This is a genomic window from Amycolatopsis bartoniae, assembly GCF_014191255.1.
Classification (GTDB): Bacteria; Actinomycetota; Actinomycetes; order Mycobacteriales; family Pseudonocardiaceae; genus Amycolatopsis_E; species Amycolatopsis_E bartoniae.
In genome coordinates this window covers 1490954-1510107 of record NZ_JACHWH010000001.1, presented here as the reverse complement: position 1 = coordinate 1510107, position 19154 = coordinate 1490954, and the positions used below count along the sequence as shown (strand labels likewise).

18 protein-coding genes and 1 tRNA gene are annotated in these 19154 nt (G+C 70.2%); 12 read left to right on the top strand and 7 right to left on the bottom strand.

Annotated features, from left to right (window positions below; translation table 11 throughout):
• Positions 1-34: 34 nt before the first annotated feature.
• The 10 genes from FHX82_RS07330 (at position 35) to FHX82_RS07285 (ending at position 9247) form a co-directional block, all read left to right on the top strand.
• Positions 35-1777, top strand: a complete 1743-nt coding sequence (locus tag FHX82_RS07330; RefSeq protein ID WP_145937667.1) for a bifunctional sugar phosphate isomerase/epimerase/4-hydroxyphenylpyruvate dioxygenase family protein — start codon at positions 35-37, stop codon at positions 1775-1777.
• Between the two features lie 75 nt (positions 1778-1852).
• Positions 1853-2434: an ECF RNA polymerase sigma factor SigK gene (gene sigK / locus FHX82_RS07325; RefSeq protein WP_145937666.1), complete on the top strand. Its 582-nt coding sequence runs from the start codon at positions 1853-1855 to the stop codon at positions 2432-2434.
• Positions 2431-3135, top strand: coding sequence for an anti-sigma factor (locus FHX82_RS07320; protein ID WP_145937665.1), 705 nt, complete (start codon positions 2431-2433; stop codon positions 3133-3135). The genes sigK and FHX82_RS07320 overlap by 4 nt, the downstream gene beginning before the upstream one ends.
• Before the next feature lie 86 nt (positions 3136-3221).
• Positions 3222-4205 (top strand): sigma-70 family RNA polymerase sigma factor, encoded by a 984-nt coding sequence (locus FHX82_RS07315; protein WP_221215349.1) that lies wholly within the window; start codon positions 3222-3224, stop codon positions 4203-4205.
• Positions 4202-4771 carry a TIGR03086 family metal-binding protein gene (locus FHX82_RS07310; RefSeq protein WP_145937664.1) on the top strand — a complete coding sequence of 190 codons (570 nt, stop codon included), beginning with the start codon at positions 4202-4204 and terminating at the stop codon, positions 4769-4771. The genes FHX82_RS07315 and FHX82_RS07310 overlap by 4 nt, the downstream gene beginning before the upstream one ends.
• A gap of 277 nt (positions 4772-5048) precedes the next feature.
• Positions 5049-5744 carry a 4-carboxy-4-hydroxy-2-oxoadipate aldolase/oxaloacetate decarboxylase gene (locus FHX82_RS07305; protein ID WP_145937663.1) on the top strand — a complete coding sequence of 232 codons (696 nt, stop codon included), beginning with the start codon at positions 5049-5051 and terminating at the stop codon, positions 5742-5744.
• Positions 5741-6775 (top strand): 4-oxalomesaconate tautomerase, encoded by a 1035-nt coding sequence (locus tag FHX82_RS07300; protein ID WP_229880499.1) that lies wholly within the window; start codon positions 5741-5743, stop codon positions 6773-6775. Before FHX82_RS07305 ends, FHX82_RS07300 begins: the two co-directional genes overlap by 4 nt.
• Positions 6776-6789: 14 nt before the next feature.
• A complete protein-coding gene (locus tag FHX82_RS07295; RefSeq protein ID WP_145937662.1) occupies positions 6790-7737 on the top strand; it encodes a catechol 2,3-dioxygenase in 948 nt (315 codons plus the stop codon).
• Between the two features lie 225 nt (positions 7738-7962).
• Entirely contained in the window at positions 7963-8496 is a 534-nt protein-coding gene (locus FHX82_RS07290; RefSeq protein WP_229880502.1) for a hypothetical protein, read from the top strand.
• A 196-nt stretch (positions 8497-8692) separates the two neighbouring features.
• Entirely contained in the window at positions 8693-9247 is a 555-nt protein-coding gene (locus tag FHX82_RS07285) for an EF-hand domain-containing protein (protein ID WP_145937660.1), read from the top strand.
• Positions 9248-9254: 7 nt separating this feature from the next.
• Here the strand turns inward: FHX82_RS07285 and FHX82_RS07280 are convergent.
• Positions 9255-9328: transfer RNA gene (locus FHX82_RS07280), tRNA-Leu, on the bottom strand.
• Between the two features lie 108 nt (positions 9329-9436).
• Here FHX82_RS07280 and FHX82_RS07275 point away from each other — a divergent pair.
• The gene (locus FHX82_RS07275) at positions 9437-9658 is read left to right on the top strand and encodes a DUF3618 domain-containing protein (protein WP_145937659.1); all 222 of its coding nucleotides are present in this window, start codon (positions 9437-9439) and stop codon (positions 9656-9658) included.
• 122 nt (positions 9659-9780) lie between these two features.
• Here FHX82_RS07275 and FHX82_RS07270 read toward each other — a convergent pair whose 3' ends face one another.
• Together FHX82_RS07270 and FHX82_RS07265 are read right to left on the bottom strand one after the other, a co-directional pair.
• On the bottom strand, positions 9781-10221 hold the full coding sequence (locus FHX82_RS07270; protein ID WP_145937658.1) for a hypothetical protein: 441 nt from the start codon (positions 10219-10221) through the stop codon (positions 9781-9783).
• A gap of 243 nt (positions 10222-10464) precedes the next feature.
• A complete protein-coding gene (locus FHX82_RS07265) occupies positions 10465-11040 on the bottom strand; it encodes a TetR/AcrR family transcriptional regulator (protein WP_145937702.1) in 576 nt (191 codons plus the stop codon).
• Between the two features lie 101 nt (positions 11041-11141).
• Between FHX82_RS07265 and FHX82_RS07260 the strand changes: the two genes are divergently transcribed.
• Positions 11142-12626 (top strand): flavin-containing monooxygenase, encoded by a 1485-nt coding sequence (locus FHX82_RS07260; RefSeq protein WP_145937657.1) that lies wholly within the window; start codon positions 11142-11144, stop codon positions 12624-12626.
• Positions 12627-12669: 43 nt separating this feature from the next.
• On the opposite strand, the gene FHX82_RS07255 is transcribed toward FHX82_RS07260, so the two are convergent.
• The 4 genes from FHX82_RS07255 to FHX82_RS07240 all read right to left on the bottom strand — a co-directional run bounded on the left by FHX82_RS07255 (position 12670) and on the right by FHX82_RS07240 (position 18566).
• A complete protein-coding gene (locus FHX82_RS07255) occupies positions 12670-13149 on the bottom strand; it encodes a helix-turn-helix domain-containing protein (protein ID WP_145937656.1) in 480 nt (159 codons plus the stop codon).
• A gap of 183 nt (positions 13150-13332) precedes the next feature.
• On the bottom strand, positions 13333-14961 hold the full coding sequence (locus FHX82_RS07250; RefSeq protein WP_444541919.1) for an LCP family protein: 1629 nt from the start codon (positions 14959-14961) through the stop codon (positions 13333-13335).
• Positions 14962-15083: 122 nt separating this feature from the next.
• Positions 15084-17216, bottom strand: coding sequence for a phospholipase A2 (locus tag FHX82_RS07245; RefSeq protein ID WP_145939317.1), 2133 nt, complete (start codon positions 17214-17216; stop codon positions 15084-15086).
• Positions 17217-17309: 93 nt separating this feature from the next.
• On the bottom strand, positions 17310-18566 hold the full coding sequence (locus FHX82_RS07240; RefSeq protein ID WP_145939318.1) for a GGDEF domain-containing protein: 1257 nt from the start codon (positions 18564-18566) through the stop codon (positions 17310-17312).
• Positions 18567-19154 lie beyond the last annotated feature (588 nt).

The following is a 19154-nucleotide window of genomic DNA, read 5'->3' as shown; positions in this document are numbered from 1 at the left end:
GAGCGCACGTTATGACCCACCCCCGGGAGGCGCAATGCGCAGGAGCATCGCGACGGTCTGCCTGTCCGGCACGCTGGAGGACAAGCTCGCGGCGGCCGCGGCGGCCGGTTTCGACGGGGTCGAGATCTTCGAGAACGACCTCGTCGTGTCACCGCACTCGCCGGCCGAGATCGGCCGCCGGTGCGCGGACCTCGGCCTGTCCGTCGACCTCTACCAGCCGTTCCGGGACTTCGAGGCGGTGCCGCCGGACGTGCTCGCGGCCAACCTCCGCCGCGCCGAGCGCAAGTTCGACGTGATGGAGCAGCTGGGCGCGGACACGATGCTGGTGTGCTCGTCGGTGTCGCCGGACGCGGTGGACGACGACGACCTCGCGGCCGAGCAGCTGCGGCTGCTGGCCGAACGGGCGGGCGCGCGGGGGCTGCGGATCGCGTACGAGGCGCTGGCGTGGGGTCGGTTCGTCGACACCTACGACCACTCGTGGCGCATCGTCCGCCGCGGCGACCACCCGGCGCTCGGCGTGTGCCTCGACAGCTTCCACGTCCTCTCGCGAGGCACGGATCTGGCCGCCATCCGCACGATCCCGGGGGAGAAGATCTTCTTCCTGCAGCTGGCCGACGCGCCGCGGCTGCACATGGACGTGCTGCAGTGGAGCAGGCACCACCGGCTGTTCCCAGGGCAGGGCGCGTTCGACCTCACGACGTTTCTCGGGCACGTGCTGTCCACCGGGTACGCCGGGCCGCTGTCGCTGGAGGTGTTCAACGACGTGTTCCGCCAGTCCGACCCGTGGCGGGCGGCGGTGGACGCGATGCGGTCGGTGCTGTTGCTGGAGGAGGACCGGCTGCCGCCCGCGCCGGCGTTGACCGGGCACGCGTTCACCGAGCTGGAGGTGTCCGGGCCGGAACTGGCGGAAGCGTTGTCCGCCATGGGTTTCACGCACGCCGGCCAGCACCGCACGAAGCCCGTGCAACTGTGGCGGCAGGGCGGGGCGCGGGTGCTGCTGAACGAGGGTTCGGGGCAGATCAGCGCGCTGGCGGTGGAGAGCGCGGACCCGGCGGCGTCGCAAGCACGGGCGGCGGCGCTGCACTCGCCCGCGCTGACCGACGTGAGCCTGCCCGGCGTTGCCGCGCCGGACGGCACGGCGGTGTTCTTCTGCGGCAACGGCTGGCTGGAGGACTTCCCGGCGACGGGTGCACCGGAGGACGCGGGGGCGGGGATCACCGGCACCGACCACGTGTCGCTGACGCAGCCGTTCGACAACTTCGACGAGGCGGCGTTGTTCTACCGGTCGGTGCTGGGGCTGCAGCCGGAGCTGCCGACGGAGTTCGCGGCGCCGTTCGGGCTCGTGCGCAGCCGGGCGGTGAGCAACGCGGCGAGGGACGTGCGGATCTCGCTCAACGTGGCCCTGCTGCGGCGCGGCGGGTGGGCGCCGGGGGTGCCGGAGCCGCAGCACCTCGCGTTCACGAGCGAGGACGTGCTGGCGAGCGCGAGGCAGATGCACGAACGGGGCGCGCCGCTGCTGCGGATCCCGGACAACTACTACGACGACCTCGACGCGAGGCTCGCGCCGCCGCCGGAGCTGCTGGCCGCGCTGCGGAAGTACTCGGTGCTGTACGACCGCGACGAGGGCGGGGAGTTCCTGCACTTCTACACGCGCGTGCTGGGTTCGCGGGTGTTCTTCGAGGTGGTGCAGCGAATCGGGAACTACGCCGGCTACGGCGCGGCGAACGCCCCCGTCCGAATGGCGGCCCACCGGAGGCTGCGCCTGGCCGGGGGCTGAACACTTCCGAACCCGACCAATCCGCCCCGCCTTCGGTGGCGAACAACCTCTGTCGACGTGGGAGAGGATGGGCGGATGGACGACTCGGTGCGGGTGCTCGCGTCACCGGGCCCTGGTGGGCCCAGTCCGGAGGAGCTGCTCACCCGGGTCGCCCGGGGGAGTGAGGCCGCGTTCGAGCAGCTGTACGAGGTCGTGGCGGGGCCGGTGTACGGGGTTGTGCGGCGGGTCGTGCGGGACGTGGCGCAGTCGGAGGAGGTCACGCAGGAGGTCCTCGTGGAGCTGTGGCGCACCGCGCCGCGGTTCGACCCCGCACGGGGCAGCGTGCTGAACTGGGCGCTGACGCTGGCGCACCGCCGTGGCGTGGACCGGGTGCGCTCGGCGCAGGCTCGCGCGGAGCGTGAGCAGAAGGCCATGGCGCCGGAACGGGAGTTCGACGAGGTCTCCGAGGCGGTGACCGCCCGGCTCGAACGCGAGCAGGTGCGCCGCTGCCTGTCGACCCTCACCGAGCTGCAACGCGAGTCCGTGGTGCTGGCCTACTACGGCGGTAAGACCTACCCCGAGGTCGCCGAGCTGCTCGGCAGTCCACTCGGGACGATCAAGACACGGTTGCGGGACGGGCTGATCCGCCTGCGGGACTGCCTGGGGGTGACCCGATGACCACGCCCGACGTGCACCTGCTGACCGGCGCGTACGCCATGGACGCGCTCGACGAGCTGGAACGGCGCCAGTTCGAGCGGCACCTTGCCGAGTGCCCGTCCTGCACCCAGGAAGTCGCCGAACTGCGTGCCACCACCGCCCGTCTCGGGCTCGCGGTGTCGCAGCCCCCGCCACCGGCCCTGAAATCCCGCGTGCTGGCCCAGGTCGCCGAAACCCGCCAGGATCCACCGCTCACCCTCGGCCGGACCTCGCGCCGCTGGGGAACCAGGCTCATGGCGGTGGCGGCGGCCGTCGCCGTCGCGGTCGCCGCCGGGCTCGGGGTCCTCGCGGTCCGCACCGCCGACCAACTCACGACCGCCCGCAGCGAGCTGGCCCAGAGCCAGGCGCAGCAGACGGCGATCGCCGAACTGCTGTCGGCGCCGGACCTGCGTGCCGTGCCCTCCCGGAACGGCAGCGTCATGGTGTCGCAGCGGCTGAACCGCGGCCTGCTGCTGGCCACCGGCATGCCCGCCACACCACCGGGCAAGGCATACCAGGCCTGGGCCATCGCCGGTGGAACTCCGCGCTCGATCGGGCTCTTCGGCGGCACGCCGCTGCTGTTCGACGGGTTGCAGGGGGTCCAGCAGATCGCCATGACGGTCGAACCCGCCGGCGGTTCACCGCAGCCCACCACGACACCGATCGCGTGGTTCGGCGTGTGACGCAAAGTCACCACCCGGTCGGCGGTGAGTTTTTCCGCTTCGCCCGGTCTGTACAGGCAGCGAGAGTGGAGGCGATGCTGGTGACCATGACGATGACCGAAAGACGGGCCGACGAGGACTTCCTTCGTCAGGCAGATCCGTTCAGACGCGAGCTGCTCGCGCACTGTTACCGCATGCTCGGTTCGGTGCACGACGCCGAGGACCTGGTGCAGGAGACCTACCTGCGCGCCTGGAAGTCCTACGACCGGTTCGAGGGCCGGTCGTCCCTGCGCACGTGGCTCTACCGCATCGCCACGCGCGTTTGCCTGACAGCGCTGGAAAGCCGTGGCAAGCGCCCGCTGCCCACGGGGCTCGGCGCGCCCGGCTCCGACGCCGGTGACGAGCTGGTGCAGCAGACCGAGGTGCCGTGGCTCGAACCCGTGCCCGACGCGCTGGTCAACAGCGAACAGGCGGATCCGGCGGCGATCGTGGCGTCCCGCGAGAGCATCCGGCTGGCGTTGATCGCCGCGCTGCAGCACCTGCCGCCTCGTCAGCGCGCGGTGCTGGTGCTGCGGGACGTGCTGCAGTGGCGCGCCGCCGAGGTGGCCGAGGTGCTGGACACCACGACCACCGCCGTCAACAGCATCCTCCAGCGCGCCCGCGCCCAGCTCGACGAGGTCACCCCGCAGCAGGACGAGGTGGTCGAGCCCAGCGACGCGGCGCAGCGCGAGCTGCTGGACCGGTACGTGAGCGCGTTCGAGCGCAAGGACATCGCCGCGATCGTCGAGCTGTTCACGAAGGACGCGGTCTGGGAGATGCCGCCGTTCACCGGCTGGTACCAGGGCGCCGAGAACATCGGCAGGCTCATCGACCTCCAGTGCCCGGCGAAGGGCCCCGGCGACATGCGGCTCATCCCGACGTCGGCGAACGGCCAGCCCGCCTTCGGTCTCTACCTCCGGGACGGGGAGGTCTACCGCCCGTTCAACCTGCCCGTGCTCACGCTGTCGGAATCCGGTGTCACACACGTCGCCTCCTTCTTCGACACCGACCTGTTCGCGAAGTTCGGCCTGCCGGAGGTCCTCCCGCGATGACCGACGAGTGTGCGGCGCTGCTCGGCGGCCTCGACCTGCTCGAACGCGCGGTCGGCTACACGCTCGGCAACCTCCGGCTCGTCTCCGCCGCGCACCTGTCGCGTCCCACCCCCTGCGCGGGCTGGACGCTGGCGCAGCTGCTCGCGCACCTCGACGACTCGCTGCTCGCTCTGCACGAAGCCGCCGACCTCGGGCACGTCACTCTCGACGTGCCCGAGGTCGCGGGCGATCCGGTCCTCGGCCTGCGGGCTCGCGCCACCGGTCTGCTCGCCGCGTGGACCGCCGCGGAGGCGCCGGACAGAGTCGACGTCGGGGGAGCCTTGCTGACGTCGGGCATCCTCACCACGGCGGGCGCGTTCGAGGTCGCCGTGCACGGCTGGGACGTGGCGCAGGCGTGTGGTTCGCCGCGCCCGCTGCCGGAGCCACTGGCGGAGGACCTGCTCGCGGTGGCTCCCCTGCTGCTCCCCGAGGCGGACCGGCCGGGCCGCTTCGCGCCGGCGGTGCCGGTACCCCCGTTCGCCGGCGCGAGCGACCACCTGCTGGCGTTCACCGGGCGGCGACCGTAGGAGGGTCCTGTTCGGTGTTCGGTCTTGACCGAACACCGAACCGCTGACATGAGGCGGGTGCGCAGTTCCGTTGTTGACAATCCTCAGACTGGCTTGTCGACAATCGAACTGTCGGACTTGCCTGTTTGACGACTGTCGACGGCGTTCCACTGGAGTAGGCAGGACAAAAGTCGCGTCCACCAGCCACTTCGCGTCTTGTTACCAAAATTGTTGACAATCTGGTCTCCGGGCTCCTACTGTCGGACGAGAAGCCGAGTCAGTAGGGAGATGTCCTGCCATGAGGAACGTCGTCGTCACGGACGTGCCGCGCGCGGAGATCGAGAAGGTCGACAAGCTCGCCGAGTACGGCGTGGCCACCGTGCACGAGGCGCTGGGGCGCGTCGGGTTCCTCGGCCCGCAGCTGCGGCCCGTGCACCTCGGCTCGCGGGTCGGCGGCACGGCCGTCACGGTGCTGTCCTGGCCGGGCGACAACCTGATGATCCACGCCGCCGTGGAGCAGTGCCGTCCCGGTGACCTGCTCGTGGTCACCACGACCTCCCCGTCCACCGACGGCATGTTCGGCGAGCTGTTCGCCACCGCGCTGCAGGAGCGCGGCGTGCGCGGGCTGGTCACCGAGGCCGGCGTCCGCGACGTCGCCGAGCTGCACGAGATGAACTTCCCCGTCTGGTCCCGCGCGGTGAGCGCGCAGGGCACGGTGAAGGCGACCGCGGGCGCGGTGAACGTGCCGATCACCATCGGCGGCCAGCTGGTCAAGCCGGGCGACGCGGTCCTCGCCGACGACGACGGTGTCGTGGTCGTCCCGAGGCAGGACGTCGACCGCGCGCTCGACGCTTCGCAGGCGCGCGTGGAAAAAGAGGAGAAGACCCGCGCGGCGTTCCGTGAGGGCGAGCTGGGACTCGACCGCTACGGCCTGCGCGCGAAGCTCGCCGAGCTCGGCGTGGAGTACGTGACCGCCGAGGAGTACGGGCTGTGACCGGCGTTCCGTGCCTGCTGATGCGCGGCGGCACCTCCAAGGGTGCGTACTTCCTGGCCGACGACCTGCCCGCCGACCGCGCCGAGCGGGACGACCTGCTGCTGCGCATCATGGGCAGCCCGGACCCGCGCCAGATCGACGGCATCGGCGGCGCGCACCCGCTGACGAGCAAAGTGGCCGTGGTCTCCCCGGCGGCGGACGGGAAGTCCGATGTGGACTACCTGTTCCTGCAACTGGGGGTCGAGGAGCCCACGGTTTCCGACCGGCAGAACTGCGGCAACCTGCTCGCCGGGGTCGGCCCCTTCGCCGTCGAGCGCGGGCTGGTGCGGCCCGGGAACGAGAAAACGTCCGTGCGGATTCACATGGTCAACTCGGATTCCGTTGCGGTGGCGACGTTTCCGACGCCGGGTGGCGTGGTCCGCTACGACGGGGACACCGCGATCTCGGGTGTGCCCGGCACCGCCGCGGCGATCACCCTTGACTTCGCCGACACCGAGGGTTCGGCGACCGGTAGCCTGCTGCCCACCGGGAACGTGCGCGACGAGATCGACGGGATCGAGGTCACGTGCGTCGACAACGGAATGCCCGTCGTGGTCGCGTACGCGAAGGATTTCGGTGTCACGGGTTACGAAAGCGTGGCGGAGCTGGCCGGTCTGCGTGAGCGCGTCCAGTCCCTGCGCTTGCAGGCCGGAAAGCTGATGGGCCTCGGCGACGTCAGCGAGGCGTCGGTGCCGAAGACCACGCTGGTGGCTGCTCCCCGCGACGGCGGCACCATCTGCACCCGCACGTTCATCCCGCTGGAGGTGCACACGTCGATCGGCGTGCTGGGCGCGGTGACGGTGGGCACGGCCGTGATGATGGAGGGTGCGGTCGGCCACGACCTCGCGCACATCACCGGCAACCGGCTCGACATCGAGCACCCGACCGGCCACCTGGAGGTGGAGGTCGAGCTGGACGGCACCCGCGTGCGCCGCTCCGGTGTGGTGCGCACGGCCCGGAAGTTGTTCGAGGGCACCGTTTTTCCCCGCTAGTCAGGAGATTGTCGATGGCACCGTTGCACGACATCGCTCACGTCGGTCACGTCGAGCTGCTCACCCCGGAGCCGGAGAAGAGCCTGTGGTTCTTCACGGAGATCATGGGGTTGACCGAGAACGGCCGGGACGGCGACTCGGTGTACCTGCGCACCTGGGACGACTACGAGCACCACAGCCTGAAGCTGACGGCGCACTCGACGTCCGGCATCCGGCGCACGGCGCTGCGGGCGTCGAGCCAGGAGGCGCTCGACCGCCGGGTGAAGGCGCTGGACGCCGCGGGCCGGGGCATCGGCTGGATCGACGGGGACGCGGGCATCGGGCCGACGTACCTCGCGACGGACCCGGACGGGCACGAGTTCGAGCTGTACTGGGAAAGCGAGTGGTACGAGCCGCCGGAGGAGCTGCGGCCGGCGCTGAAGAACCAGGCGCAGGCGTACCCCGGGCGCGGGGTGTGCGTCCGCCGGCTCGACCACGTGAACTTCCTGGCCGCGCAGACGGAACCGAACGGCGACTTCGTGCGCGACCTGCTCGGCGGTGAGGTCACCGAGCAGATCCGGCTGGACGAGGGCAGGATCGCCGCGCAGTGGCTGCACTTCGGGAACAAGTCCTACGACCTGGTGTACACAGAGGACTGGACGGGCAGCAACGGGCGCCTGCACCACATCGCCTTCGCGACGGACACGCGGGAGGACATCCTCCGCGCGGCGGACATCTTCCTGGAGAACGACGTCTTCATCGAGACGGGCCCGCACAAGCACGCGATCCAGCAGACGTTCTTCCTGTACGTGTACGAGCCCGGCGGGAACCGCATCGAGCTCTGCAACCCGGTGGCGCGCCTCATCCTGGCCCCCGACTGGAAGCCGATCACGTGGACCCAGGCGGAGCGCTCGAAGGGCCAGGCGTGGGGCCTGAAGACCATCGAGTCCTTCCACACGCACGGCACCCCGCCGGTGGGGTAGCGCGAGCTGCGACATCCGGGTGGTTCTCACGGAAAACTGAAGCGGAACTCCCTCCTGGGACGAGTGTCTGGACGCCAGCGCGACCCGGGAGAGTGATGAGTGTCTTACAAGAACCAGCCCAGAGATTCCAGCGGAAGGTGGACCAAGGGCGCCGGAGGCGTGCTGACAGCGGGTCTTCTGGCGGGAGTCGTGGCGTTCGCCAGCAGCGGTGACGTGGTCTCGTCGGTGGGCGCCGGGCTGGATGCCGCGACCGACAGCGGCGGCGCGACCGAGGCTCGAACCGCCCGTGCCCGTCAGTCGGCGAAGGACGGCGACGAAGCGGAGGCCTGGCGGAGGCTGGGCCTGAAGGAGCTCAAGAAGGATCTCCGGCACCGGTTGCGGTGTGCTGTCCAGTCGTTCGGGCAGGTGCAGCAGTTCTTCGTCACGCATCCCTGTGACGACCTGGAGCAGCAGCTGTTCGCGGTGAGCGACGCAGGGGGCAACGTCATCGTCGGCACCGTGATGTGGGTCCGGATGCCGTCAGGCGCTTCGGCCGACCAGCTCAAGCGGCTCGAGGACACGTACGGTTCGGGGGACGTCACGCCCTTCGGAACGGAGGTCCTGGGCCTCGGCGGCATCAAGTTCACCGGCCACCACTACCACTCGCGCAGCGACGGCTCGCTCGTCGTCATCGCCGAAACGGAACCGGGGAGGGGTCGGCCGAACGACGCCCTCCTCGAGGAGGTGGCAGAGGTCGTCGATGTCCTGCCGCCCCTGTGAGAAACACCCGGATGTACCACCGCCCCTGAGCCGGTCCGGTGACAGGCAAGAGCACCAGGCCGAATCACCCACCGGCGGTGACCTTCGGTGTCACCTGACTGCCGGGACCGTTCGACCCGGGTTTCCTATCGCCAGTGGGTCCGAACAGGACGATGCTGAACTGCGTCCACATCGGATCCGACGAGGGGATGCAGCGATGGCCAGCGAGTTCCAGCGGCGCAAGATCACCGGCGTGTTCGACGCGATGGACTCCGAGGACCGGGGGTTCCTCGTCGAGCGCGACTTCGAGGCACTCGCGGCCCGGTGGACGGCTCTGCGGGGTGTCGCGCCCGGCTCGGAGCAGTACGTGCGCCTTCGGACGATCATGCTCGGCTGGTGGGACTCGCTCAGCTCCGCCGCCCGAGACCGCGACCGCGTCACGCTGGACGACGTGCTCGCGGTGGTCGACCAGCTGCCCGCGATGACCGACGCCGTGACCGCTACCGCCGACTCCATGTTCGAGGCCATCGACGAGAACGCCGACGACCGCATCTCCCGCGGCGAGTACCGCCAGCTGATCGAGGCGTGGACCGGCCGGGAGACCGACACCGACGAGGTCTTCCCGTTGCTGGACCTCGACGCCGACGGCCACATCTCCCGCGACGAGTTCCGGCGCCTGTGGACCCAGTTCTGGGCGGGCGACGACCCGAAGTCCCCGGGAACCTGGGTGTTCGGCCGCTTCGACCTCTCCCCGACGCGCTCGATGCCGTGAAGCCGGGTGGGCCCGGTGGGACTCGAACCCACACTGGCACGGACCTAAACCGTGTGCCTCTGCCAATTGGGCTACGGGCCCGGCGCGGCCCAGCCTAGCCTCCGGGATCGGGGGCTTCCGGCGTGGCCGGTACGACGCGGGTGGAGCCGTGATCTACGGTGGTGCCCTGCCGAGGTTTGAGGAGGACAGGTGGCACGCGACCCCGACACCATCGAGCGTGAGATCGAGCAGGCGCGCGCCGCGCTGGCCACGACGCTGGACCAGCTCGGCGAGAAGGCCAGCCCGAAGCGGCTGGCGGACACCGCCAAGACGAGCGTGCTCGCGAAGCTCGAGGACCCGAAGGTGAAGTTCCCGCTCATCGGCGCCGCTGTGCTCGTCGCGGCCCTGCTGGTGCGCAAGCTCTTCCGCTGACACGCCGCGCCCGGGCGGGTTCCGACTCGCCCGGGCTTCCGGCACTCACTCAACCGGCCCAGCCGCGTGGCCTTCCGGCCCGCGGCGGCCCTCCTCCGCCGCGAACCAGAGCTCCTGACGGCTCAGCCGTGCGCTGCGGCGGCCTTGGCCGGGGCCTTCTTCTCCAGTGCGTCCCCGATGTCGGCCGTCAGCTTGGCCTTCGGGCGGCGCGATGCCTTGTTCTGCGGCTTCGCCTGCTCCTCCGACTGCTGCGCCGGCACCTCAGCGGGCGCCGCCTCCGAAGACACCGCCTCCGAAGCTGGCACCTCCAGTGGAGCCGGCTCCGGCCGCGCCAGCCGCGCCTTCATGTACGTCGCCGTGAACTCCAGTGCGCTGCCGTTCAGCAGGTGCACCACCGTGGCGCCCTTGGCGTCCGGCCCCAGCGACTCCACGAGCTGGTCCACGCTGTCCCGCGCCGCGATGATGCCGGGCGCCCGCCCGGTCAGCTTCTTGCCGTACCCCTCGACGGTGATCGTCCAGTCCTCGTCGTCCTGGACGTAGACCGCCGTGATCGGTTCCGCCATCAGTCCTCCCACCCCTGCACCGGCTGTCTGGTTCCCGAAGGGGAGCCGGACACCACCGGGTCGTGACGCCGAGCGGGGCTACCCCGATCGGGCGTAATTTAATCCGCCGTTCGCTGAACTTTTGCTGACCCTCTATCGATACCTCAACACGACGCTCCGTCACAAGCAAGGGGGCGAGATGTGCTCTGCGTGACGATAGGGTCAGCTAATGCACGTGCATCTGCACGAACGTGGCAGAGGTGCTCACAATGCGCGTTCGCGAAGACCGGTCCAGAGCAGCGCCATCGCGTAGTCAGTAGCCCGTTCAGGTGTCACCTCAGCGTGCTGCTCACACCAAATGGCTAGCCGTTCGCACGCACCGACGACGATTTCCGCCGCCGCTTCCACCCGCAGGGGGGACCCCGCGTCGAAGAAGCCGGCCATCAGCTTGGCGATGAGGTCGGTCTGCTGGCGCCGGGTGGCCTCGATCTCGTCGGACGCCGACGTGCCGATCAGCACCATCTCGTGCCGCAGCAGCGACCACGCCTGCTGGTGCTCGCGGATGTAGACGAAGAACGCCAGCAGTCCGCGCCGCAGCGCGTCCTCCGCCGACGTGGCGTGCGCGACCGACTCCTCGGTGACCTTCCGCAGCTCCGCCCGCGCCTCGGCGATGCAGGCCAGCAGCAGCCCTTCCTTGGAGTGGAAGTACTCGTACAGCATCGGTTTCGACACGCCGACCCGCTCGGCGATCTCGTCCATCGACGCCGCCACGTACCCGCGCTCCGCGAACACCGACTCGGCGACCTCGATCATCTGTCGCTCACGCTCGGCGCGGGGCATTCGTTTGCGGGTACTCACCCCGTTCACTCTACCGCAGGTAACCTACTTCAAGTAAGGTGGACTCGCGGTAACAGTCAAACAGGGAAGAGCGAGGAAGACGGATGGGCGAACGCACCGAAGCGGGCGTGGTCATCGTCGGCACCGGGTTCTCCGGGCTCGGCATGGCCGTCGAGCTGCTGAAGAAGGGCCGCCGGGACTTCGTGATCCTGGAGAAGGCCACCGAGGTCGGGGGCACATGGCGCGACAACACGTACCCGGGCTGCGCCTGCGACGTCCAGTCGCACATGTACTCCTACTCCTTCGAGCAGAACCCCGACTGGACGCGCACCTTCTCCCCGCAACCCGAGATCTGGGACTACCTGCGCGGCATCGCCAAGAAGTACGACCTGTACTCCTACATCCGGTTCGGCCAGGAGATGACCGGGGCGCGCTGGGACGCCGGGGAGCACCGCTGGCACGTCACCACGCGGGGCGGTGACGAGTTCGTCGGCCGCTACCTCGTGAACGGGGTGGGCGCCCTGCATCTGCCGCAGATCCCCGATCTGCCCGGCATCGAGAAGTTCCAGGGCGAGCGGTTCCACTCCGCCGACTGGAACCACGACTACGACCTGCGCGGCAAGCGGGTCGCGGTGGTGGGCACCGGGGCCAGCGCGATCCAGTTCGTCCCGGCGATCGCGCCCGAGGTCGCACAGCTGACGCTCTTCCAGCGGACGCCGCCGTGGGTGCTGCCGAAGCCGGACCACAGGATGCCGGAGTGGGCGCGCGCCGCGTTCCGCAAGGTGCCGGCGCTCCAGACGGCCTACCGCGACCTGATCTACTGGTCGCTCGAAGCCCGCGCGCTGGGCTTCAACGGCAACCTCACGCTGATGAAGGCCGCCTCCAAGCTCGCGAAGCGGCACATCGACCGCAACATCGCCGACCCGGAGCTGCGTCGCAAGCTCACGCCGGACTACGTGATGGGCTGCAAGCGCGTCCTCCTGTCGAACGACTACTACCCGGCGCTCGCGCGGGACAACGTCGACGTGGTCACCGACGGCGTGGCCGAGGTGCGCGAGCACAGCATCGTCGACACCGCGGGCCGCGAGCACGAGGTCGACGCCATCATCTTCGGCACCGGCTTCCACGTGATCGACGCCTTCGAGAACCTGGAGATCCTCGGCGAGGGCGGCCGGAACCTGGCGCAGTGGTGGGCCGCCGAGGGCATGCGCACGCACCTCGGCATCACCGTCGCCGGCTTCCCGAACCTGTTCTTCCTGCTCGGGCCCAACACCGGGCTCGGCCACAACTCGGTGGTCTTCATGGTCGAGTCGCAGGCGCACTACGTCGCCGAGGCGATCGAGCTGGTGGAGAGCTCCCAGGCGGCCGCGCTGACCACGCGGCCGGAGGTCCAGGACCGGTTCAACGCCCACGTGCAGCGCAAGCTCGCCAAGGGCGTGTGGACGCAGGGTGGCTGCAAGAGCTGGTACCTCGACGCGCAGGGCGTCAACCGGACCCTCTGGCCCGGCTTCACCTGGCGCTACTGGCTGGCCACCCGCAAGGTCCGCCCCGCGGACTTCGAACTAATCGGCACCGCAGGTGGCAAGTAGCATCCGGCGATCCGCATCTTGCTGATTTCGCGGGGCGGAGTCGTCAGCCTCCGCCCCCGGGATCCAGCCCGTCCTGGTGCAGCAGCGCGAGCAGCTCGGTGCTGGCGAGCCCGCACAGCTCGGCCATCCGGTCGATGGCGGGCTTGTCCAGCTGCACCTCGCGGGGCGCGCCCGGCTGGCGCAGCCGGTCCTCCGCCCATCTCCGCAGGGGCAGCAGCTCCGGACGGCGGTCGGCGACGACGTGCGGCAGGTCGAGCCGCACCTTGCCCGGTTCGTCGGTGAAGACGCGGCGGTGCACGCGGGCCAGCAGGTCCTGGGGCAGCTCGTCCATCGCGAGGCACAGCTCGACCAGCCGCACCACCGAGCACTGCCGCGTCCCCAGCTCGTAGGTCGCCAGCGTCTGCAGCGAGATGTCGCTCTGCAGGTGCTGGTTCAGCTCTTTCCGGGTCCAGCCACGCCGTCGCCGCAGCTTCCTGAGTTCCTCCCCCAGAACTCGCTGGTAGAGGTCACTGTCGATGTGCACTCCTGGTCCCCTGCCCTGCGTTACGCCGCACCCCTGCGCCGGCATGTCCGGTCGAATTTCAGCGGTGTCCACGCGTATGTAAGCCATTCAAGGGCTCGCTCTTACGCGAGTTCGGCCGAGTCGTTCAACTTGATCTCGGGATTAGGCCGATCGGGCTAACGACAGGAGGCTGAACGGATCAGTTCAGTTCACGCAAACGATGCCATCGGCAGTGATCGGTTCGTCGGTATCCGAGGCGGGCGCGGCGGCGGTGGTGGACGGCGCGGCCGCGGCCTGCTGGACGTTCTGGGCGGACGTCGCCCCCGAGTAGTCGCTGCCGATCACGACGAGGACATGCCCCGCCTTGACCTCGGTGTCCTGCTGGAGCGACGCCTTGACGCCGAGGGCGTCGGCGACGCGCTGGGCGGCGGCCTGCGCGCCGGCGGGGTAGTGGATCGCGGTGGCCTTGACCTTGCCGTCCGCTGTGGTCACTTCGCCCTGCGTGAAACCCTGCCCGGTCAGCGCCTGCGAAACGCCCGCGGCGAGCCCGGCCTTGGTGGTTCCGTTGTGGACGTCCACTGTGGTCGTGGAGTTCGGATCCGGCGCGGGGGTGCTCGCGGCCGCGCTGCTCGGCGGCGCCGTCAGCCCCTGCACGAACTGGCGCACTTGGCTCGGGTCCACCTTGATGGCCTGGCCGTCGTCGGGCGTCGCGTAGTCCGGGTTGACCACCGGGATGGTCTGGAACTGCAGCTGCCCGCCGGTGAGGCCCTTCATCTGCTGGGCGAAGCCGAGGATGTCCCAGCCCTGGTTGAGCACGACGGACTTCTTGATCGCGTCGGTCAGGTCGCTCAGCTTGCCGGGGTCGGTCAGCGTGCCCGCGGAGAGCACCTTGCGCGCCATGCCCGCCATGAACACCTGCTGGCGCACCACGCGGTCGAGGTCGCCGCGGGGCAGCCCGTGCCGCTGGCGGACGAACTCGAGCGCCTCGACGCCGGAGATCGTGTGCTTGCCCTTGGTGAACTTCGCGCCCGAGTACGGGTCGTTCACGTTGTCCTTGAGGCAGACGTCGACACCGCCGATGGCCTTCGTGATGTCGGAGAAGCCGAGCAGGTTGATCGAGGCGTAGTTGTCGATCGAGGAGCCGGTGAGCTGCTCGACGGTGGCGATCAGCTCCTTCGCCCCGGCCTGCGAGCTCTTGACCTCGACGTCCTTGGCGTCGGTGTCGCCGGAGTCCTGCAGCTTCTTGCGCTCGGCCGCCTTGGCCCGCGCGTACGCCGAGTTGATCTTGTGGGTGCCGTAGCCGGGGATGCTGACGTAGGAGTCACGCGGCAGGGAGATCGCGACGGCCTTGCTGCCGTCGTTGGGGATGTGGACCATGATCAGGGTGTCCGTGTTCTCCTCCCCGTCGGACACCCCCGCCCGCAGCTCGGCGAGCAGCTGCTCGGACAGCGGGTTGCCCTGCGCGTCGGTCCGGCTGTCCATGCCCACCAGGAGGATGTCGCGGGCGCCGTCGGCGGGCTGGTCGCCGCTGATCACGTCCGCCGTGGTGAGCCCGTCCACCAGACCCTGCATCGCGGCCCACGCGTAGCCTGTGAGGCTCATCACCAGCAGCGACACCACCGCGACGGCGACTTTCGCGCCGTAGCGGTGCCGGGACGGCGGAGGCGGGGGCACGGGACGGCGGCGCGGGGACGGCGGAGGGCGCCGGTCACCCCGGGCGGGTGGGGGAGCCGGACGGCGGGACGGGCCGACGTAGCGCGCGTCGGCGGGACGGCCCTGCCGCGGCACGGGGCGGCGCGTCGCCCCACGCTCGTTCCGCGGCGGATACTCCACGCCCTCGTCTCCCTTCCCCGACTACAAGTCGCACGAGTGCCCGAACGGGTGGACGCACCACTAGGTCACCCGGTTGCCGTAGCGTCGCACATTGATCAGTGAAAGTGGTTCAGCACACCCTCTTACGTGTTCTCCACCACCGTCCGGGGGGACAGCAGGGTACTGCCCGCGGCGGTCAGCGCGAAGACCGCTGTCAGGCCGTGGACCAGCACCGTCACGGTGTCACCGTCGAACCCGTCGGCCGCCTCCAGCAGCGCCGGGACGCAGGCCACGGCCGTCACGACCCACGTGCTCGTGGCCGCGCTGACCCCGGTGCGGACGGCGTGCAGGAGGAAGACGCCGAGCAGCAGCTGGATGAGGTTCTGGATGGGGTCGAGCGGCAGCCCCAGCATCGTCTCGCCGGTGTCGCCGCCGAACTGGGTCAGTGCGAAGCCGAACAGGCCGATCGTCGCGAACAGCGTGCCCAGGGCCGTGGCCGCGTGCGCGAGCCAGCCCGTCGGGGTGGCCGGGGCGAGCGGGACCGACCCGTCGCCGTGCCGCTCGAACCACCAGAACACGGCGCCGGCGGGCACGGTGAGCAGTCCCAGCGCCATGAGCGTGCGCGGCCGGGCGAGCCACGCGAGGGCATCGGTGGGCGGCGACGGCAGGTACACCACCGTCACCAGCAGCAGCACGGCCGCGAGGAACACCAGGTACAGGCTCATCGGGGCACGCAGGGCCAACCGGACCACGACCGAGACCACGGGCTGGGCGGTGAGCCGGTTCAACGGGCGCGACGACAGCCCGAGCAGGCACAGCTGCGCGACGCCGAGCAGCAGCACCGGCAGCGCCGGAGCGGCCAGCGCGGGCGGAGCGCCCGGTGCGCCGAGGAGGTTCGGCGACACCCCGCCGACGGTGGTCAGCAGCACGAGCCCGGCCAGTCCGGCCAGCACACCCGCCAGCAGCCACCGGCGCCGCGCGGCGAGGGGGCGTCCGAAGGCGACCTGCTGTGCGAGCAGCGCCAGGCCGAACGCTGCCGCGTAGTGCGGGATCTTCGAGCCGAGCCAGCTCCCGCCGAGCTCGGCCAGCACCACGAACGCCAGCAGCCCCGACACCGTGGACCTCGGCACGCGGCGGTGCAGCGCGAGCATGACCGGTGCGACGACGAGGGTCAGCAGGTAGAGGGCCAGCAGCCACAACGGGTGCAGCGCGACGCGCACGATCGTCGCGTTCGTGCTCGCGGGGATGCCCAGCAGCTCCAGCGCGAGCGGCACGACGAGCGTGACCACCACGAAGACCAGCGCCGGCCGCAGGAGCCAGCTCGCCCGGTGCGCGAGGTACTGGCGGTAGCCGCCACCGCCGTCGCGCACGGCCTGCCAGCCCGCAGCGTTCGCGCGGCCGCCCGCGAAGTAGAACACCGGCGCGAGCTGGGCGAGCCACGTGAACGGCCACAGCCACGCGTCGTCGGCGCCCGCCCAGCGGGCCAGCTGGAGCACCGACTCCCCGGCGATCAGCAGCACCAGGCTCGTCACGCCGAGCGTCACCCAGCCCGAGGCCGGGGCGGGCACGGGTGCGGGCGCCGTTCGCGCGGGGCGCGTGCGGCGGGCGGTGAGCCAGCCCCGCAACCGGAACACCAGCAGGCAGCCGATCACCGCGACACCCGCGAGCATCGGGCCGATCGGGTCACCGACGGGAGGACCCCACCGCTGGTGCCACGAGTTCACGACGAGCCCCGCGGAGTACACGGAAGCGACGAACTGACAGGTGCGCGGCGAGTCCATCGGGTTGATCCGGCACGCGTTGTGCATGTCGGCCGACAGGCGGGCGTCGAGGGACTCGCGGACCGCCGGGGCGAGCGGGTGGCCCACCTTGTCGGCGTAGCGCAGCAGGTCATAGCCCAGGTCGTGCGCCTTGCACGGCACGGCGTAGTCCCACTTCGTGTTGTCGTCACCCCACGGCGTGGAGCAGCCGCCGTCGACGTGCACGGCGCGGACGGTGCCGTCACGCGCCGGCAGCGAGCCGGGCACGACGCCCGTCACCTGGGTGAAGTCGGCGGGCAGCAGGCTGAGTGCGGTGGGCTCGGCGCCGGGGTGGGTCAGCGCCTCGATGGCGCGCTGCGCCGCGGCGGCACCGCCGGTGGGCGGCCCGGTGTCCGGCGGCGCGGACGGGCGGGACGAGACGAACCCGAAGCCCAGCAGGGCCAGGGTGAGCACCAGCAGCCAGGCCGAGGTCGACAGGCGCCGTCGCAGGCGCGGGGTCTCGGCTGGGGCGATCATGAGCTCCAGGGTGACAGGATCGGCGGCGTTCGGACACCGGGGTAGCCCCCGGATCGGTGGCCCACCTTAGTGGCCGTTTCGGCAGTGGCTCGCTCAGGCGCCCGCCGAAGCGGGGCGGTGGGGCCGGTGCTCGGCGAGCCGGACCTGGTTCCGCCCGCCCTCCTTCGCCTCGTACACCGCGGCGTCCGCGGCCTGCATCAGCTTCTCCAGCGAGTCGCCGTGGTCCGGGAACACCGCGACACCGATCGACGCCGTCCGGCCGGACACGGTGATCTGGTCGCCGCGCTTGTCCGTGGTGACGATCCGCAGCTCCGCCACCGAGGACCGGATCCGCTCCGCCGCGCCGGTGGCCGCCGCCTGGTCGGTCTCGGGCAGCAGCACGAGGAACTCCTCGCCGCCGAAGCGGCCCACGACGTCGCTCGGGCGCGTCACCTCGTCCAGCAGCTGGGCGAGGTTGCGGAGCACGTCGTCACCGGCGGGGTGGCCGTAGGTGTCGTTGATCCACTTGAAGTGGTCGAGGTCGATCATCAGGACGCCCAGGTTGTCGTCCGACTTCCCGGCCCTCGTCAGCGCGCGCTCGGCCGACTCCGTCCACCCGCGCATGTTGTAGACCTGCGTCTTCGGGTCGGTGCGCACGTCGTCCTGCAGCTGGTCCAGCTCCGCGAGGCGGTTGAACACCACCGTCACGACGGCCATGATCGCCACTGTCGGCGGCAGGATCACGAGCAGGATCGCGGTGACCGCGCCGAGGCCGATCGTGATGGCCTCCAGCAGGTTGTCCGCCTTGCTGCCCAGGACGCTGCGCACGGTCGGCCGCGACTTCGCCGACAGGCTGAGAATGCTCCCGACGTACAGGATCTGCACGGCCTCGTAGACCAGCCCGACGAACACGAGCTTCCCGAACTCGCCGAAGGACGAGGTCACCGTCAGCGACATCCACTGCTGCCCGCCGAGCGTCACGAACACCTGGTGCGCCACCGTCGCGGCGAGCATGTGCGTGATGGACGAGAACACGAAGTTGTGCGCCGGGCGCCGCGCGACGAACCAGTGTTGAACCCGGATCAGCAGCACGAGCACGAGCGTCAGCGGCGATGGAAGAATAATCGCGGCGGGAAACACCCACACCGCGGTCAGGTCGATCAGGACCGTGCGGACGCGATTTCTGCGCCGTTCCTCCTGTCGCCGCGTCATCTGGATGTGCACGGTGGCGCCCGCGGTCAGAATCGCGAACCGCAGCAAATCGAGGTGGGTCGGTGCCGCCATGTCCAGGATTACGTGGACGAACCACCCAATGGCGGCGACTTCCGCTACGACGAGGAAAGCGATGAATCGTTTGGGGCGCCGCCACAACGCCCAATATTGCGGTTTGAAAGAGCGGCGAGTGCTCGGGGAATCACGCAGCGTTCCCGACTGGGGGCGGTTGCCCGCTGATCGGCCCGGTGCGGAAGCGGCCGCGCCGTCACCGCCGGTGCTCGCCGGGGGCGTTTGCCCGGCCACCGTGGGCGATCCGGGCCGGGAGGGTGAAGCGGGCACTGGATCACCTCTCTCGACGGACGGTACTGCGGCGGGGTAACTTTGCTGTGCCCGGAGAGACGCCGGGTGCTTTCTCTTCAACAGGTATCATCCCACCGCATACGACGCACCGTGTCGGCGAGGACCTCGTCCACAGTGGTGCGTCGCTGCGCCGGATGCGAGCACCGATTGGAGGTGTTCTTCTTGACGAACCGCGACTTCTGAGTGGGGGGAGTTCTGCGTGCTCGTTTGTGTTGCTCGGGAAGTGTGGAGGTAGCCGGCCGTGGCGAACCGTGACTTCTGATGGTGCTGCCGTAAAACCCGTTTGTTTCGCTGCTGCGTGGTGTGGGAGAGGTGTTCTTCGTGTCGAACCGTGACTTCTGATCCGACTGCGTCACTTCGCGTTTGTTTCCCCCGCAAATACTG